15 protein-coding genes are annotated in these 17,802 nt (G+C 70.0%); 13 read left to right on the plus strand and 2 right to left on the minus strand.

What is annotated here, in order from left to right; translation table 11 throughout:
* The first annotated feature begins 53 nt into the window (after positions 1-53).
* Together O1R50_RS00470 and O1R50_RS00475 are read left to right on the plus strand one after the other, a co-directional pair.
* Positions 54-383 carry a hypothetical protein gene (locus O1R50_RS00470; protein WP_270107855.1) on the plus strand — a complete coding sequence of 110 codons (330 nt, stop codon included), beginning with the start codon at positions 54-56 and terminating at the stop codon, positions 381-383.
* On the plus strand, positions 380-724 hold the full coding sequence (locus O1R50_RS00475; protein WP_270107856.1) for a DUF3817 domain-containing protein: 345 nt from the start codon (positions 380-382) through the stop codon (positions 722-724). Before O1R50_RS00470 ends, O1R50_RS00475 begins: the two co-directional genes overlap by 4 nt.
* A gap of 55 nt (positions 725-779) precedes the next feature.
* On the opposite strand, the gene O1R50_RS00480 is transcribed toward O1R50_RS00475, so the two are convergent.
* Together O1R50_RS00480 and O1R50_RS00485 are read right to left on the minus strand one after the other, a co-directional pair.
* On the minus strand, positions 780-1,997 hold the full coding sequence (locus O1R50_RS00480; protein ID WP_270107857.1) for a L,D-transpeptidase: 1,218 nt from the start codon (positions 1,995-1,997) through the stop codon (positions 780-782).
* 88 nt (positions 1,998-2,085) lie between these two features.
* Positions 2,086-3,114 (minus strand): hypothetical protein, encoded by a 1,029-nt coding sequence (locus tag O1R50_RS00485; RefSeq protein ID WP_270107858.1) that lies wholly within the window; start codon positions 3,112-3,114, stop codon positions 2,086-2,088.
* A 251-nt stretch (positions 3,115-3,365) separates the two neighbouring features.
* On the opposite strand from O1R50_RS00485, the gene O1R50_RS00490 reads away from it, so the two are divergent.
* The 11 genes from O1R50_RS00490 to O1R50_RS00540 all read left to right on the plus strand — a co-directional run bounded on the left by O1R50_RS00490 (position 3,366) and on the right by O1R50_RS00540 (position 17,798).
* Positions 3,366-3,884: a MarR family winged helix-turn-helix transcriptional regulator gene (locus O1R50_RS00490; RefSeq protein ID WP_270107859.1), complete on the plus strand. Its 519-nt coding sequence runs from the start codon at positions 3,366-3,368 to the stop codon at positions 3,882-3,884.
* Between the two features lie 65 nt (positions 3,885-3,949).
* Entirely contained in the window at positions 3,950-5,452 is a 1,503-nt protein-coding gene (locus O1R50_RS00495; protein WP_270107860.1) for a UDP-N-acetylmuramoyl-L-alanyl-D-glutamate--2,6-diaminopimelate ligase, read from the plus strand.
* Between the two features lie 45 nt (positions 5,453-5,497).
* Complete coding sequence (locus O1R50_RS00500) at positions 5,498-6,868, plus strand: UDP-N-acetylmuramoyl-tripeptide--D-alanyl-D-alanine ligase (protein ID WP_408612556.1); 1,371 nt, start codon at positions 5,498-5,500, stop codon at positions 6,866-6,868.
* On the plus strand, positions 6,865-7,989 hold the full coding sequence (gene mraY / locus O1R50_RS00505; protein WP_270107861.1) for a phospho-N-acetylmuramoyl-pentapeptide-transferase: 1,125 nt from the start codon (positions 6,865-6,867) through the stop codon (positions 7,987-7,989). The genes O1R50_RS00500 and mraY overlap by 4 nt, the downstream gene beginning before the upstream one ends.
* Positions 7,990-7,992: 3 nt before the next feature.
* Entirely contained in the window at positions 7,993-9,357 is a 1,365-nt protein-coding gene (gene murD / locus O1R50_RS00510) for a UDP-N-acetylmuramoyl-L-alanine--D-glutamate ligase (protein WP_270107862.1), read from the plus strand.
* Positions 9,354-10,649 carry a putative lipid II flippase FtsW gene (gene ftsW / locus O1R50_RS00515; protein WP_270107863.1) on the plus strand — a complete coding sequence of 432 codons (1,296 nt, stop codon included), beginning with the start codon at positions 9,354-9,356 and terminating at the stop codon, positions 10,647-10,649. Before murD ends, ftsW begins: the two co-directional genes overlap by 4 nt.
* Before the next feature lie 2 nt (positions 10,650-10,651).
* A complete protein-coding gene (locus O1R50_RS00520; protein WP_408612564.1) occupies positions 10,652-11,764 on the plus strand; it encodes a UDP-N-acetylglucosamine--N-acetylmuramyl-(pentapeptide) pyrophosphoryl-undecaprenol N-acetylglucosamine transferase in 1,113 nt (370 codons plus the stop codon).
* A complete protein-coding gene (gene murC / locus O1R50_RS00525) occupies positions 11,761-13,173 on the plus strand; it encodes a UDP-N-acetylmuramate--L-alanine ligase (RefSeq protein WP_270107865.1) in 1,413 nt (470 codons plus the stop codon). Before O1R50_RS00520 ends, murC begins: the two co-directional genes overlap by 4 nt.
* 139 nt (positions 13,174-13,312) lie before the next feature.
* Complete coding sequence (locus O1R50_RS00530) at positions 13,313-16,474, plus strand: COR domain-containing protein (RefSeq protein WP_270107866.1); 3,162 nt, start codon at positions 13,313-13,315, stop codon at positions 16,472-16,474.
* Between the two features lie 222 nt (positions 16,475-16,696).
* Entirely contained in the window at positions 16,697-17,245 is a 549-nt protein-coding gene (locus O1R50_RS00535) for a Uma2 family endonuclease (RefSeq protein WP_270107867.1), read from the plus strand.
* On the plus strand, positions 17,238-17,798 hold the full coding sequence (locus O1R50_RS00540) for a Uma2 family endonuclease (protein WP_270107868.1): 561 nt from the start codon (positions 17,238-17,240) through the stop codon (positions 17,796-17,798). Before O1R50_RS00535 ends, O1R50_RS00540 begins: the two co-directional genes overlap by 8 nt.
* Positions 17,799-17,802: the final 4 nt, after the last annotated feature.

Consider the following 17,802-nt stretch of genomic DNA (forward strand, 5'->3'; position numbering starts at 1 on the left):
CACGCCCGGCCCCCCGGCGGCAACATCGGGTCGGTCACCCTAGTCTGGGCTTTGTGCGACGGTTGCTGACGCCTCCCTGGATCGTCCTCCACTGCTTCGCGGTGGTGTTGACGGTCGCTTTCGGGCTGCTCGGCTGGTGGCAGCTCTCCCGCGCCCAGGGCGGCAACGCCATCAGCTGGGGTTACGCCTTCGAGTGGCCGCTGTTCGCGCTCTTCACGCTCGCGCTGTGGATCCGGCAGATGCGCCTGGAACTGCGCAAGGACCTCCCCGAGGGGTCTGGTCGCGTGAAGCCCGAGCCGCCCCCGATGACCTCGCCTTTTGAGTCGGACATCCTGAAAGCCCGGCAGACCGATATCGAACCGTCCCATGGGAGCCATGCATGAACGCCGCTCTGAAACGCTTCCGGATCGTCGCCTGGATCGTCGGCACGTTCCTGATCCTGCTCATGTTCGTGGCGATGCCGCTCAAGTACTTCGGCGACAACGACTTCCTGGTGACGGCGATCAGCCCGATCCACGGACTCTGCTACATGGTCTACCTGGTGCTCGCCTTCCACCTCGCCCAGCAGGCGGGCTGGAAGTTCTGGCCGCAGACGGTGGGCCTCATGCTCGGCGGCACGATCCCGGTCGGCTCGTTCTTCGTGGAGCGCTGGGCGCACCGCCGCATCCTCGCGGAGCACCCGCAGGCCGCCGATCCGAAGGTCCGCACCGAAGAGCCGGTCTGATCCAGGCATCGGAAAAGCCCGGCGAGCTTCGGCTCGCCGGGCTTTTCGCGTTCGCTCAGGACTCCTGCAGGTACGACCCTGCCTTGAACGTTTCCCAGTCGAGGCTCCAGCCGGTGAAGCCGTCGCCCTGCGGCACGTCGAGGCCGGTGTTCTTCACGATCACCGGGTCGCCCCAGCGCACGAAGTTGTAGATCCACTCGCCCATCTCGTCGGAGACGTTGATGCAGCCGTGGGAGCCGTTGGACTTGCCGAGCCGGTCGGCCGCCCAGGGCGCGCCGTGGATGAACTGGCCCGAGAAGGTCAGGCGCATCGCCCACTTGACGTCGGTCTCGTAGTCGTAGAGGTCGGAGACGAAGGTCGACTCCTCCTCGCGGCTCATGATCGTCATGGTGCCCGAGAACGACCGCGCGTCGTTTCCGTCGATCTCGTTGGCGCCCAAGGAGATCGGGATGGTCTGCACGATGGAGCCGTCGCGGAAGGCCCGCATCTGCTTGGTGTTGTCGTCCGCTTCCAGGTACCGCGACTCGGGGTCGGTCGTGAAGCTGGTCTCGGCGTCGAACTCGCCGTAGCGGCCGTCGCCGATGTCGAGCCCGCCGAGGGCGAGGCGCACCGTGATGCTGGTGTCGGGCTGCCAGAACTCCTTCGGCCGGTACTCCAGGGCGCGCCCGGTGATCCAGTGCCAGGAGCCTTCCTGGGCCGGTTCGGAGGTGACGAAGAGGCGCCGCTCGACCGAGGCCCGCAGGTCTTCGGGGATCTCGTAGTCGGAGAAGCGGAACGCGAGGATCGCGCCCATGCCGACCACCGCGTCCGGGTTCGGCAGGTAGTTCTCGATGGAGACCCGGTTGCCCGGGGAGGCGATCGTGGTGAACGTCGAGGTCGCGGTGGCGGTGAGGCCTTCCGCGTCGTCGGCGGTGACCGTGGCCGTGTAGGTGCCCTCCCATTCGAGCGGGCTGGAGGGGACCCAGGTGGTCCCGTCGGGGTGCATGGCCCCCTCGACCTCGGCGCCGGAGGCGTCGGTGAGCTTGAACTCCTTGAACTCGCCGGCTTCGACGGTCCAGGAGATCTCGGTGGCGGCGGTCGCGTCCGTGGCGCCGTCGGCAGGCGTGATCTGCACCTTCGCGGCGCTCTGCGGCGCCTCGGAGGAGGCGTCGCCGTCGCCTTCGCCGATGGTGCCCGATTCCTTCGTGCAGGCCGCGGCGGCGAGGCCCACCACGGCGAGGCCTCCGGCGGTCAGGGCGCCGCGGCGGGAGAGGGAGGACGGTCCGAAACTCATGGCACCACGGTACACAGGGGCGGCGACACGTCGTCTACTTCGCACCTGTGACCTGTCCGGCCCCAGCTCAAGTCGACCCGAGCGGCGGTCAGGAGCGAATGCTCAGATGCACGTGGTTCGTGTGGTCGGTGTTCGGGTCGCCGTACGCGCCTGAGTAGGACTTCCAGCCGCTGCTGGGCATCCAGATCTGGCGGTACCAGATGACGTACTGCACACCGAGCGCGTCGGCGTTCTCGACGAACCAGGCCGCGAGGTTCTGCCCGTAGTCGTAGTCGTCACCGCCGGCGTCGCCGCCGAACCCGTCGGGCTGGGCGGCGAAGTCGCAGGCCCGGCCCTTGCCGTGCTCGCCGAACGAGGACGGCCGGTAGCACTTCACATACCGGGTGAAGCCGACGATCTGGGCCTGTTCCAGGGCATGGAGCGTGCGCGGGGTGAGGCAGCCGGGGTTGGTCGGATCGTCCTCGGTGCAGCCGTTGCTCTCGCCTTCGAAGGGCTCGGCCGCGGGCGCGTCCGAGGCCGTGGGGCCCACGGCGTCGTCGCCGCCCGAGGCCGCGAGTTCGCGGGCGGCCGCGTCGCGGGCCGCTTCCATCTCCTCGGTGGCGTCTTCCTGCTGCTCGATGTTGTCCGCGAGCGTCTCGCGGGTCGCCTCGATCTCCGCGAGTCGGGTGACGAGCTCGTTCAACCGGTCGGCGCGGGATTCGCCGAGGAACTGCAGCAGCTCCATGGCGGCGATGGCGTCCTGCGGGTCGCCCGAGGCCATGAGGGCGGCCGTGGACTGGAAGTCGGAGGTCGTGGACGCGACGTACGCGTACTTCTCCAGTTCGGCCTGGAGTTCGGCGGACTCGGCCTCAGAGTCGTCGAGCTCCTGCTCGAGGTCCTCCTGCTGCTGCTTGAGCGCGGCCAGTTCGTCCTTCGCGTCGAGGTAGGCCGAGATGGCCTCGCTGAGCTTTTCCGAGACGTTCCCCTCCTCCTCCTGCGCAGAGGACTGCGAGGCGGGCGCGACCAGGAAGACCACGCCGGCGAGCGCCACGATGGGGAGCGAGAGCAGGCGCTTGGCGCCGCTGAGGAACGGTCGCGTGCCGCGGGCTCGCGCGGGGGAGGAACTGCCGGCGTTCAAGACTTGGGGGTCCTTCGGTTGCTCGGAGCCGATTGGACGGGATGGTCGGCGTACAGCCTAGAACGGAAGGATTCCTCGAATGCAACGGGCCGTTCTGCGTAACCACTGGTAGTCGCGGCGCTACGAAGTGCCGATACGGGCTATGGCGTGGGTAACTCATCGGCTGTTCATCCTCGTTCCGCCTGATAGGATTGTTCGAATTCGAACCAGCCGTCCGGGCGGGTGCCGAAACCGAGGAAGGAGGGCCGCCGATGAGCGCGGGAGATTACGAGAGCCGCTGGCTCGCACCTGACGTGAACGCCGTGTGGACCCGGTTCCTCCATGTCACCCACCGCCTCGAGCACCACATCGACCGGCGGCTCCAGGAGCAGCACGGCATCACCCACACCCAGTACGAGATCCTGGTGCGCCTGGCCGACAGCGACGAGCGCGCGATGCGCATGAGCGACCTCGCCGAGAGCATCGTGACCGCCAAGAGCGCCGTCACCTACCAGATCAACAAGCTCTCCGAGATGGGCCTGGTCTCGCGCAAGAAGTGCGGCCGCGACAACCGCGGCATCTGGGTGCACCTCACCGAGGACGGCGCCGAACGCCTCGAGCACGCCGCGCCCTGCATCCTCTCGCTGGTGCGGGAGCTGTTCCTCGACGCGATCAACTGCGACCAGGCCGCCGAGCTCGACAAGCTCCTCGGCACGTGGTCGGACAACCTCGACGAGCACGACCGCAACCCGATCGGCCCTCCCGAGCACGCGGGCCCGCAAGCCGCGTAAACGCTTTCGGTGCGCCCCGCCGGTGTAAGACTCGCAGACGGTGCGTACCGGTGTAGGGTCAGGCCGTGCCGAGCTTTCCGCGTCCTGAGACGACCGTCCCCTACCGAATCGACGGCCTCGCCGACCTCCTCCCCGAGGCCAAGGAGCTGGGCTTCGACGTCACCGGGGTGAGTCTCGCCGCCGACGCCGTGGAACCGGGCGACCTCTTCGCGGCCCTCCCCGGCGCCAACCGCCACGGCGCCGAATTCTGCGCCCAGGCCGCCGAGCGCGGCGCGGTCGCCGTCCTCACCGACGCCCGCGGCGCCGAACTCGTCGAAGGAGCGCTGCCGGTCCTCGTCACCGAAGACCCCCGCACCCTCACCGGCGAGATCGCCGCCCGCGTCTGGGGCCGCCCCTCCGAGCACCTCAACCTCCTCGGCATCACCGGCACCAATGGCAAGACCTCCACCGCTTACCTGGTCGAGGCCGGGCTCTCCTACGCCGGACACACCACCGGGATCATCGGCACGGTCGAGACCCGCATCGCGGGCGAGCGCATCGAGTCGGCCCGCACCACCCCCGAAGCCCCCGAGCTCCAGGCACTCCTCGCCGTCGCCCTGGAGAAGGGCGTCACGGACGTGGTCATGGAGGTCTCCAGCCACGCCCTCGTGCTCGGCCGCGTCGAAGGCTGCCGCTTCCGCGCCGCCGGGTTCACCATGTTCGGCACCGACCACCTCGACTTCCACGCCGACCTCGACGACTACTTCAACGCCAAGGCCCGCCTCTTCGACGGCCGCGCCGACATCGAGATCCTCAACGACGACGACAAGCGCGTCGCAACCCTCGCCAACGACGACAACCTCGTCTTCTCCCTCACCGACTCCAGCGCCGACTATTACGCCTCCGACATCACCACTGACGGCTTCACACAGCGATTCCACCTCGAGAGCCCGCACGGCGCCGGCGACGGCCTGGTCAACATGCCCGGCCGCCACAACGTCGCCAATGCCGCACTCGCCGTAGCGCTCCTCGAATCGGTCGGCCTCAGCACCGAAACCGCCCTGGCCGGGGTCTCCTCCTGCACCGGCGTGCCCGGCCGCATGGAGCTCGTCTCCCGCGACAACCCGGTCAGAGGCGTCGTCGACTACGCCCACAAGCCCGAGGCCATCACCGCCGTCCTCGAAGCGCTCCGCGACTCCACCCCCGGCAAGGTCATCGCCATCCTCGGCGCCGGCGGCGACCGCGACCGCTCCAAGCGCCCCCTCATGGGCGCGGCCGCCGCGCGCGCCGCCGACCTGGTCATCGTCACCGACGACAACCCGCGCACCGAGGACCCGGCCCGCATCCGCGACGAGGTGGCGGCCGCCGTCCAGGGCGTCCCCTGCCGTAATATCGCCGGACGGGAGGCCGCCGTCCACGAGGCCGCCGCGCTGGCCGTCCCCGGTGACACGATCGCCCTCCTCGGCAAGGGCCACGAGACGGCCACCGAGACCGCCGCAGGACTCGTCGCCAGCGACGACCGGGAACTGCTCGCCCGTGCGCTACGCGATGCCGCGAGGGTGAAACCGGCGCACGACCTTGAAGCGTGATAGTCCCGTAAAGCGAACGCACCCACAACAGGAGGAGACCGCCGCGTGATCCCCATGAGCCTGGCCCAGGTCGCCGCCGTCATGGACGGCAAGCTCAGCGAGACCGCCGATCCTGAAGCGGTCGTCACCGGCGGCGTCGAGTTCGACTCCCGCAAGGCCGGGCCCGGCGGACTGTTCCTGGCGATCCCCGGCGACAAGGTCGACGGCCACGACTTCGCCGCGAAAGCCGCCGCCCAGGGTGCGGTCGCGACCATCGCGACCCGCCCGATCGAGACGCCCGCGATATACGTGGACAACGGGATCGACGCCCTCACGAAGCTCGCCAAGCACGTCGCCGCCGCTTCCAATGCGCGGATCATCGGCGTCACCGGCTCCAACGGCAAGACCTCCACCAAGGACCTGATCGGCCAGCTCTGCGCCGACCTCGGTCCCACCGTGGCCACCGAAGGCAACTTCAACAACGAACTCGGGCACCCGTACACGGTCTGCCGCGTCGAACCCGACACCGAGTACCTGGTCCTCGAGTTGGCCGCGCGCGGGCTCGGGCACATCACCCAGCTCTGCGAGATCGCCCCGCCCACGATCGGCGTGGTCCTCAACGTCGGCATCTCCCACCTCGACGGCTTCGGCTCGATCGAGACCACCGCGAAGGCCAAGAGCGAACTGCCGCAGTTCCTCGGCGCCGAAGACCACCTGTTCCTCAACGCCGACGACCCGCGCGTCGCCGACATGGAGGCCGTCTCCGCGGCCACCGGGTGGCGGTACGGCATCCGCGAACCCGCCGAGATCACCGCCGCCGACATCGACCCCGGCGACGGCCGCCACGCCTTCACCCTCGTCACACCCGACGGCGAGGCCCGCGTCCGACTGGGCCTGTGGGGCGACCACCACGTCTACAACGCGCTGGCAGCCGCCGGCGTCCTCTGGAAGCTCGGCCAGACCACCGAGAAGATCGCCGAGGGACTGTCCCGCGCCGGTCGCCTCTCCGAGCGCCGCATGGACGTCTTCACCCGACCCGACGGCACCACCGTCATCGACGACTCCTACAACGCCAACCCCGCCTCGATGGGCGCGGCCGTCCGCACCCTCGGGCAGCTCCCCACCGAGGGCCGCCGCATCGCGGTCCTCGGACTCATGGCCGACCTCGAAGAGCAGAGCGAGACCTGCCACCGCCGCCTCGGCGAACAGGTCCGCGAAGCCGGCATCGACGAGGTCATCGCCGTAGCCGAAGGCACCGAACCCATCATCGAAGGTGCCGAAGGCGTCACCGCAACCCACGTACCCGATCAAGCGGCGGCCATCGCGCTGCTGCAAAGCCGGCTGCGCCCCGGCGACGCCGTCCTGGTGAAGGGTTCCCGATACCGGACCTGGGACGTCGCCGACTACCTGCGCGCCAAGGAGGACAAAGACCAGTGAGAGCCGTAATCGTCGCCGCTTTCGTGGCGTTCGCGCTCACCATGGCGCTCACGCCGCTCGCGGCGAGGCTGTTCCGCCGCTTGAAGGCGGGGCAGCCCATCCGCTCCGACGGCCCCCAGACCCACCTCGCCAAGGCCGGCACCCCCACCATGGGCGGCGTCGTCTTCATCTTCACCACCGTGCTCGCCTACATCAGCGGCCACCTGGTCCTCATGGCCCTGCCCGAGCGGGTCAACGGCGTCACCTTCAACCGCCCCACCGGCTTCACCGCCACCGGCATCGTCCTCATCGGACTCTTCGTCGCCTGCGGCTTCGTCGGCTTCATCGACGACTGGCTCAAGATCCGCCGCAAGCACTCCGGCGGCATCTCCGGCCGGGCCAAGGTCGTCGGCCTCTCCATCGCCGCCACGATCTTCGGCATCCTCGCCGTCTACTACACCGGCTCGATCGACTCCAAGGAGATCTCCGAGACCGTCGCCACCCCGTACCTCTCCTTCACCAGCGACATCGGCCCGAACCTCACCAAGGTCGGCATGGTCCTGCTGATCGTCCTCCTCGTCAACGCCACCGCCAACGGCGTCAACCTCACCGACGGCCTCGACGGCCTCGCCACCGGCGCCTCCATGATGGCCTTCCTGGCGTTCATGATCATCGGCTTCTGGGAGTACCGCCACTGGTGCGGCGGCGCCCAGCCCGCCGACAACCTCTGCTACGACGTCCGCGACCCGCTCGAGCTCGCCCTCATCGCCGGGGCCGCCGCCGGGGCCATGTTCGGGTTCCTCTGGTGGAACACCTCGCCCGCCCAGATCTTCATGGGCGACTCCGGTTCGCTCAGCCTCGGCGCGCTCATCGCCGGACTCGCCTTCGCCTCCAAGACGATCCTGCTCCTGCCGATCATCGGCGCCCTGTTCGTCATCACGACCGCCAGCGTCATGATCCAGGTGACCTCGTTCAAGCTCACGGGCCGAAGAGTCTTCCGCATGTCGCCGATCCAGCACCACTTCGAGCTCGCCGGGTGGTCGGAAGTGACCATCGTCGTCCGGTTCTGGATCATCGCCGGCATCGGCGTCGCCATCGCCCTCGGCTTCTTCTTCGCCGACTTCCTGCGGATCGCGGGGTAGCGGGTGAGGATCGCCGACAACGTACTCGTCGCGGGCGCCCGCGTCGCCGGTGCCGCCTGCGCCGACGTGCTGCTCGACCGCGGCGCCACGGTCACCGTCTACGACCGAACCGACTCCGAGCGGATGCGCGAGCTCGCCGCGCGCGGCGCGAGGTGCGTGGTCGCCGACGAGTTCGACCCCGCGCTCCTCGCGGGCGTCGAGCAGGTGGTGCTCTCCCCGGGCTTCCCGCCGCACCACCCGATCGCCAAGGCCGCAGGGGAAGCCGGGATCGAGACGTTCTCCGAACCCGAACTCGCCTGGCGGCTGCGCGGACCCGGCGCCGCCCGCTGGCTCGCCGTCACCGGCACCAACGGCAAGACCACGACCACCACGATGCTCGCCGCGATGCTCGAGACCGCCGGTCTTCGCACCGCCGCGCTCGGCAACATCGGCGTCCCGCTCGTGCACGCCGCCAACGGCCCCTTCGACGTGATCGCCGTCGAGCTCTCCAGCTACCAGCTCCACTGGTCCTCCGAGCTCGCCCCGACCGCCGGGGCGGTGCTCAACCTCGCGCCCGACCACCTCGACTGGCACGGCAGCTTCGACGCCTACGCCGAGGCCAAGGCCGCGGTCTGGCGAGGCGGGCAGGCCGTCGTCAACCTCGACGACCCGTCCGTGGTCGCCCTCGCCAAGCACACCGACGCCGAGGCCACCGGGTTCACCCTCAACCACCCCGAGCGCGGGCAGTTCGGGGTGGCCCTGGGATTCCTGGTCGACTACACCGGCCCCGAGCCGGTGCAGATCTGCTCGGTCGACGACGTGCACCCCGCCGGGTGGCACAACGTCGCCAACGCCCTCGCGGCGGCGGCGCTCGCCCGCCAGGTCGGGGTCGCCCACGCCGACATCGGCGACGCCCTGCGCAAGTACGTGCCCGAACCGCACCGCAACGTCACGCTGGTCGAGCACGGCGGCGTCACCTGGGTCGACGACTCCAAGGCCACCAACCCGCACGCCGCGGCGGCCGCGCTCGCCTCCTACGACTCGATCGTGTGGGTCGCGGGCGGCCAGCTCAAAGGGGTCGACGTCGACGGCCTCGTCGCCCAGTACGCCCCGAAGATGCGCGGCGCCGTCCTCATCGGACAGGACCGCGCCCTCGTGGCCGACGCGCTGGCGCGACACGCCCCCGGCCTCCCCGTGGTCGTGCTCGACGGCCGGGACGATGCGGTGATGACCGAAGTCGCCTCGCACGCCGCGGCACTGGCCGAACCGGGGGACACGGTGCTGCTCTCCCCGGCCGGGGCCTCCTACGACATGTTCACCTCCTACGCGCACCGCGGCGACGCGTTCGCCGCCGCCGCACGCGCCCTGATCGAGGGTGAGGCCGAGTGAGGAGCGGGTTCACCGAGCTGCTGCGCGGTCTGCTCGACCGGCCGCTGGCCTCGTACTACCTGCTGCTCTCCTCCTCGGCACTGCTGCTCACCATCGGCCTCGTGATGGTCTTCTCGGCCACCATGGTCGAGTCCTACGAGGCGACCGGGAACGCGTTCGCGGTGATCCTCCAGCAGGTCGTCTGGGCCGTGGTCGGCCTCGTCTGCTTCTGGGTCGCCCAGCGCCTCCCCTCGCGCACCTACCGGGCCGTGTCGCGCCCGCTCCTGGTCGTGGCGATCCTGCTCGGCCTCGTCCTGGTCGTCATGTCGATCCGCCAGAAGCAGCAGGAGGCCGCCGGAGGCGACTCCACCGGCGGCCTCGCCACCGACCAGTTGTGGATCGACCTGGGGCCCTTCCAGTTCCAGCCCGCCGAGATCGCCAAGTTCGCGCTGCTCCTGTGGGCCGCCGATTCGCTGGTGCGCCTCGGCCCGCGCATCGCGTCCTGGCGCGATCTCGCGATCCCGATGTTCCCCATCGCCGGGCTCCTGCTCATCATCATCGGCTACGCCGACCTCGGCACGATGCTCATCATCCTGGCGATGTTCCTCGGCCTCCTGTGGGCCTCGGGGGTGCCGCTGCGCATCCTCGGCGTGCTCGTCGCCATGGGCCTGCTCGGCTCCGCGGTCCTCATCGCGTTCGAGGGCTACCGGATGCAGCGCATCATCTCGTTCTCGCGGCCCGAGGACTTCGCCGACAGCTGGGGCTACCAGGCCATCCAGGGCTACTACGCGATCGCCGACGGCGGCTGGTTCGGCCTCGGCCTCGGCGAGAGCCGCCAGAAATGGGACTGGCTCCCCAACGGCCACAACGACTTCATCTTCGCGCTCATCGCCGAGGAGCTCGGCGTCGTCGGGTGCCTGGTGATCCTGGCGCTGTTCGCCGTGCTCGTCTACACCGGCTTCCGCATCGCGCGGCGCTCCGACGACCCGTTCCGGGCGCTCGTCGCCGCGGGCGTCACCATCTGGATCGCGGGCCAGGCCTTCATCAACATCGGCGGCGTGCTCGGCCTCATCCCCATGACCGGGGTGCCGCTGCCGTTCATCTCCGACGGCGGCACGGCGCTGGTCGTCATCCTCGCGGCGGTCGGGATGCTCGCCGGGTTCGCGCGTGCCGAACCCGACGCAGCCACGGCGCTGCGGGCTCGCAATCCCTCGCGTCTCGTACGCTTGCTGTGGGCCCCCCTGCCGCCCGCACCCCGCTCCGAGTCCGACTCGGAGCCCACCAAGAAGAAAACTACGACCAGAAAGACATGACGTTGCCTCAGCTTCGATCGGTCGTCCTCGCCGGCGGCGGCACCGGCGGCCACATCTACCCGCTCCTGGCCTACGCCGACTGCCTGCGCCGTCACGACCCGCACGTCCGCGTCACCTGCCTCGGCACCGAGAAGGGCCTGGAGAACGACCTCATCCCCAAGGCGGGCTACGACCTGCGCAACGTCCCGGCCCACCAGCTGCCGCGCAAGATCAACCTCGACCTGCTCCTCACCGCGCCGCGGATGCTCAAGGCCATGAAGGCCACCCGCGACATCATGGACGAGGTCCAGGCGGACGTCGTGGTCGGCTTCGGCGGCTACGTCGCCGTCCCCGCCTACCTCGCCGCGTGGCGCCGCAAGACCCCCATGGTCATCTTCGAGTTCAACGACCCGCCCGGGGTCGCCAACAAGATGGCGCTCAAGTTCAGCGACAACCTCGCCCTCGGCTTCCCCCACCTCCCGCAGGCCTCGCCGATCCTCGCCGACGGCACCATCACCGGCGTGCCCCTGCGGCCGGAGATCGCCCACCTCGACCGGCACGCCATGCGCGCCCAGGCCTGCCAGTACTTCGGGCTCGACCCGCGGCGCCCCGTCCTGTTCGTCTACGGCGGCTCGCAGGGCGCGGCCTCGATCAACAACGCCGTCTCCGGCGCGGCCGGGGCGCTCACGCACCGCGGCGTCCAGGTCCTGCACATCACCGGCGCCCGCCGCGAGGAGCCCATCCACATCCCCGAGGGCCTGCCCGTCCCGTACCGGACCCTGCCCTACCTCGACCGCATGGACCTCGGATACGCCGCCGCCGACATGGTGCTCGCCCGCGGCGGCTCCATGACCGTCGCGGAGGTCTCCGCGCTCGGCGTGCCCACCGTCTTCGTCCCGATGCCCTGGGGCAACAAGGAGCAGTACCGCAACGCCGGGCCCGTCGTGGACGCCGGCGGCGCGATGTTCTGCGACGACGAGAACCTCAACCCCTCGTGGATCGAGGCCAACCTCATCCCGGTCATCACCGACCCGCACCGGGTCGCGGCGATGTCCCGGGCCTCGGCCGCGTTCGGCAGCCGCACCGGCGACGAGGCGCTGCGCAACTACACACTGAAGGTGCTGGAGCAGGCATGAGCGACGACCCCAACGACCTGACGAGCCCGATCGACGAGGGCATCACGGCGGAAGACCTCGGCCGCACGCTGTTCATCGGCGTCGGCGGCGTCGGCATGAACGGCCTCACCCGGCTCTACGCCACGCGCGGACTGCCCGTCTCCGGCTCCGAGCTGAAGGACTGGCCGAGCCTGCCCGAGCTCGAACGCCTCGGCGTCACACTCCACCGCGAGCACGTGGTCGCCAACCTCGACGGCATCGACACGGTCGTCCGCTCGACCGCGCACAACGACGAGCACCTCGAAGTGGCCGAGGCCCGCAGGCGCGGCATCCGCGTCTACCACCGCTCCGAGGCGCTGGCCGCCGCGATGACCGGCCGCCGCTCGATCGTCGTCACCGGCACCCACGGCAAGACCACCACGACCGCGATCATCTCGCAGATGCTCGCCCACGCCGGACTCGATCCGTCCTATGTGAACGGCGGCGAGAACATCGGCGCCCATACCGGCGCCCACGGCACCGGCGAGTACTTCGTGGCCGAGGCCGACGAGTCGGACCGCTCGTTCCTGCGCTTCCGGCCCGAGATCGGCATCGTCACCAACATCGACGTCGACCACCTGAACACCTACGGCGACATGGAAAGCCTCACGGAGGCCTTCGAGCGCTTCTGCCGCAACACGGACAAGGACGGGCTCCTCGTCCTCTGCGCCGACAACCCCGGCACGCTCGCACTCGCCAAGAAGCTCCGCGCCGAGGGCCGCACCGTCGCCACGTACGGCTTCTCGGACGGCGCCGACATCCAGCTCGGCGAGGTCGAGTCCACCAAGGACGGCGTCGACTACACCGTGCTCGCGCACAACCAGCTGCTCGGCCGATTCCACCTGCCGATGCCCGGCAAGCACATCGCGCTCAACTCGGCCGCCGCGATCGCCACCGGCCTGTACGTCGGCCTCGAACCGGACGCGATCGCCGCCGGCATCGCCGCGTTCGGCGGCGTCAAGCGCCGCTTCGAGAAGCGCGGCGAGAAGGACGGGTACGCGGTCTTCGACGAATACGCCTACCACCCGACCGCGATGACCGAGGCCATCAAGACCCTCAAAGAGGTCGCCGCGCCCGGCAAGCTCATCGTGGTCTTCATGCCCTACCGCGTCTACCGCACCATCGAGATGCGCGAGGGCATCGCCGAAGCGCTCTCCCTGGCGGACAAGGCGGTCGTGATGGAGATCTTCGGACCCGGCGAGACGGTCCCCGAAGGCCAAGGCGGCCAGGCACTCCTGGACGCCGTCGACCTCTCCGACGCCGACAAGGCCTTCGTCCCCGAATGGGACGACGTGCCCGCCGCCGTCAAGGCGCTCGCGGCCGAAGGCGACGTGGTCGTCACCATGGGCGCCCCGCCCGTCCAGCTCATGCCGGACGACCTCCTGCGCTAGCACGGCGAACGGGCCCGCTCGCCGAGCGGGCCCGTTCCGCCTCGCACGCACCGCTATCGAGCGACACCGGAGTGTCGCAACCGGGCGGTAGGATGGCCGGGGTCAACGCCTTCTCTTCTCCGGCAGGTGAACCCCAGCGATGAGCGCCAGAAGACGGATCGCGGAAGCGAGACGCACCGGCAGCACGACCCTCGACCTCTCCCGGCAGAACCTCACCGCCGTCCCCGAATCCGTGGCGGGCCTCGAACACCTCAAGTCCCTCGACCTCTCCGTCAACGGACTCGCCCGCCTCCCCGAATGGATCGGCGAGCTCACCGGGCTCGAACGCCTCAACCTCTACGGCAACCGCCTCACCGTCCTGCCCGACTCGATCGGGAACCTCGAGCGCCTCAGCGAACTCAACCTCGGCGACAACCAGCTCACGGCCCTCCCCGCGTCGATCGGGAACCTCGCCTCCCTCACCCGGCTCGACCTCGACATGAACGGGGTCACCGCCCTCCCCGGCTCCATCGGCCGCCTCACCCGCCTCGCCAGGCTCGACCTCTACCGCAACCAGCTCACCGACCTGCCCGCGTCCACCGCCCGGCTGAGCGCCCTCACCCGCCTCGACATCGGCGACAACCGCCTCGACGCCCTCCCCGAGCCCGTGACCGCACTCGCCGGACTCACCCGCCTCGACCTGTCGCGCAACGGACTCACCGCCCTCCCCGAGACCATCGGCCGCCTCGCGAACCTCGTCCACCTCGGACTCGAACGCAACCGCCTCACCACCCTCCCCGACTCGATCGCGCTCCTCACCCGCCTGGGCCGCCTCGACCTGACCCGCAACCGCTTCCAGGCCCTCCCCGAATCCATCGGCGACCTCACCGAACTCGTTCGCCTCGACCTCGAAGGCAACCGACTCAGCACGCTGCCCCGCTCCATCACCAGGCTGGAGAACCTCGCCGGGCTCTACATGGAGGGCAACCTGCTGCCGCCCGAACTGCGGGCGGCGGCCGCCGCCGGCCGGCACGCGCTGGCGGAGTTCATGGCAGGCGTCGAGACCGCCGGAACGGACTTCCGCGAGGCCAAACTCGTGCTGGTCGGCGAAGGCGAGGTCGGCAAGAGCTCGCTCCTGGCCGCGATGCGCGGCGAAGCGTTCGACCCCGCGCGCGGCTCCACGCACGGCATCGAGGTCAAGACCCTCGCGGTCGCCGGGCCCGAGGAGGACCCGGCGGCGGGCATCACCTTGAACGCCTGGGACTTCGGCGGCCAGCGGGTCTACCGCCCCACCCACCAGCTGTTCTTCACCGCGCCGTCGGTCTACCTCGTGGTCTGGAAGGCCCGCCAGGGGCCCATGCAGGGCTTCGTCGACTACTGGATCAACCTGATCCGCCGCCGCGCGGGGGACGAGCACGTCACGATCCACATCGTCGCCACCCATGCCGATCTCGACGGCCAGCACCCCCGGATCGATCAGGCGTCCCTGTTCGAGGAGCACGGCGACCTCATCGGCGGGTTCCATTTCGTCGACAGCGCCACCGGCACCGGCATCGAGGGGCTCAAACGCGCCCTGTGGCGTTCGGCCGCCGCCATGCCGCAGATCCACCGCGAAGTCCCCGCCGGATGGCGCGACCTGCGCCGCTCGCTCGTCGAGAGCGGCGAGTCGTACCTCGAATACGCCGACTACCTGGCCCGCGCGGCCGACCACGGCCTCGACGAGGAGGCGGCCGCGGCGCTCGCGCGGATCGCCACGGAACTCGGCTACTGGATCCACTATCCGGAGATCAGCGGCCTCGACGCGATCGTCGTCCTCAAGGGCGACTGGCTCAGCACCGCGATCAGCCTCGTCCTGGACGACGCCGGGACCGCCGCCCGTCACGGCCTCGTCGAGCACCGCCGCCTGCGCGAGCTCTGGGACGACCCGGAGCGGCCGCAGCGGCTGCGCTACGACCCCAAGTTCCACCCCGCCCTCTTGCGGCTCATGGAGAAGTACGACATCTCCTACCGCATCGCCGAAGCGCCGGGCCGCCCCTCGAGCAGCCTCATCGCGCAGCTCGTCGACGAGGCCCCGCCGTCCCTGGGCGAGGTGTGGGACGCCTTCGGCGCCGGCCTCACCGAGGACGCGCAACTGTGCGAGTTCCTGGACGCCAACGGCGCCAAGGGCATCCCCGAGGGCCTGCTGCACCAGCTCATCGTCCGATGGCACCGCCGCTCGCTCGGGCGCGAGCGGTTCGAGGACAGCGTCCACTGGCACCACGGCTTCGTCATCCAGCCCGACCCATATTCGCGCGCGCTGATCCGCATCGAAGGGCAGCGGCTCCGGGTCGCGGTCAAGGCCCTCTACCCCGACCAGTTCATGCACGAGTTCATCCGGGACCTCGAGGACTACGTGGGCGAGTTGTGGCCGGGCTTCCGCCTCAAGCGGCTCGTGCCGTGCGGCGCGCAGTGCCTCGACCCCGAACGCTCCCAGACGGGCCTGTTCGGCCTCGAGCGGCTGCTCACCCGCCGCCGGACCGGGAAGCGGTACGCCGAGTGCCGCCGCTGCTGGGCCGACGTCCCGATCGACGCCCTCGTCCACCGCGGCCCCGGCGACGGACCGGGCGGCCGCGAACCGGAACGAGCGGATCCGCGGGTTCCCGCGCCGGTCGTCGACTTCGCCGACCTGGTGCGCCGTGCGGGCGCGGCCGAGGCCGACCAGATCGAGCGGTGGACCATGACCCACCGCGAGATCCAGAAGCTGATCCAGCTGGTCTCCGACGAGGCCAGCCGCGGCCCCCGCTTCTACACGGTGGAGCTGCGCGACCGGCAGGCGTGGCACCAGCGGCTCACCCACGTCGGCGTCCGCGTGGTCCTGTGGTGCGAGCACTCCCGGATGCCGCTGTACGTCCTCGACGGCGACCCCTCCAGCGGCGTCTACGACATCGACATGCCGCGCGACTGGCTGATCCGTTCGGCCCCTTGGATCAAGCGCACGCTCAAGGTCCTGTGGTCCACCGTTCTCCCCGGCGGCGCGGCCGCCCTCGACCTGCTCGTGCCCGCCTTCGACCAGGAGGCCATCGAGGGGCACCTGGAACTGGCCGAGGAGTCCTTCAAGACCATCGCCGAGTTCAGCGACACGGCGGCCAACGCCGCCGAGGAGAAGGCGTGGATGGCCTCCGACGGCCGCTCGGGGGCGGAACTGCGCCGCCTGCACGCGTTCCTGGAGAAGGTCGACCCCGGCTTCGGCGGGCTCGAACGGGTCCAGGACCTCGACAAGTACCTGTGGGTCCACCGCGACTTCGTCAGCGAATACGAACCGGGCACCCCCTCGTTCGCGTGAACCCTCCCGATCCGTTCGGCCCGTTCGCCACCAGGTCCGGTGTCGGAAGTCGGACTGCTTTCGGCACGCGCCCGCGCCGCTGCGCGGGTGCCCGGAAACCCCTGCTGACCTATAGTTAAGACTGCTTGAACGGAAGGAGGCGAATCGATGGTCATCACTCTCCTCGAGTCGGGCGGCCGGACCAGAGCGACGGTTGATCCCAGCAGTGAAACCAGTTACCTTATGGCGACAGCCAGTGAATTGAACCCCGCTGGCGGACAACGTGTCGAGGTCTTCGGAGGGAACATCGTCGTGTCGCCGTGGTCGAAGACCCACTACCGCAGCAAGATGCGATCGGTGATCCGGCAGCTCGAACCCCACCTCCCCGAAGGCTGCGACGCGGGCGGCGAGCCCTTCCTGTTCATGTTCCCCGGCCGGGGCGCCCTCGGCCCCGACATCTACGTCGTCGACGAGGCGCTGCTCGAGACCGATGCCGCGGCCGCACCCTGCGAGGCGCTCTGGCTCGTCGCCGAAATGACCTCGAACGCGACCCGCGACAACGACCGCGGCCGCAAGACCGCGATATACGGACGCAGCGGCATCCCGGTCTACCTGCTCTTCGACATGAAGGACCGGGTGCTCATCGTCCACTCCGACCCTTCGCCCGACCGCGGCTACCGGACCCGGAACACGGTGGCCTTCGGCGAGCCGGTGCGCGTGCCCCCGCCGTTCGACTTCGACCTCGACACCTCGGCGTTCGCCGTACCCGCCCAGCGAGGTGCCGATGTTTGACGAGGGATTCGAGCACCTGCTCCAGGTCGCCGCCAAACTGGACCTGCCCGACGGGCTCAGCGCCGAGGTCTTCGGCGGCGCGATCGTCGTCGCCCCCTGGAAACCCGCGTTCTACGCCAAGCGGATGCGCGCCGTCAGCCGCCAGCTCGAAGAGCACCTGCCGAAAGGCCACGAGATCTTCACCGCCCCGGCCCGGTTCCGCTTCCCCGACCTCGAAGCGGCGCTCGGACCGGACTGCTACGTCTACGACCCGGAACTGGCCGAACCCGACGCGGTCACGGTGCCCGGCGAGGCGCTCGCCCTGGCGCTGACCCTCACCACCGAGGCGAGCCGCCCGTACGACCTGGGCCCGAAACTCGACGTGTACGGACGCGGAGGCGTCCCAGTGCACGTCCTGGCGGACATGCACGACCGGACCCTCACGGCCTACTCGGACCCGTCACCCGAGCGCGGTTACCGGACCCGCACCACCGTGGAGTTCGGTGAGCCGCTTCGACTCCCCGAACCGTTCGACTTCGAGCTCGACACCGCGGCCTTCGCCGCGAAGCTCTGAGCGG

This window comes from Glycomyces luteolus, from assembly GCF_027622875.1.
GTDB lineage: Bacteria > Actinomycetota > Actinomycetes > Mycobacteriales > Micromonosporaceae > Glycomyces > Glycomyces luteolus.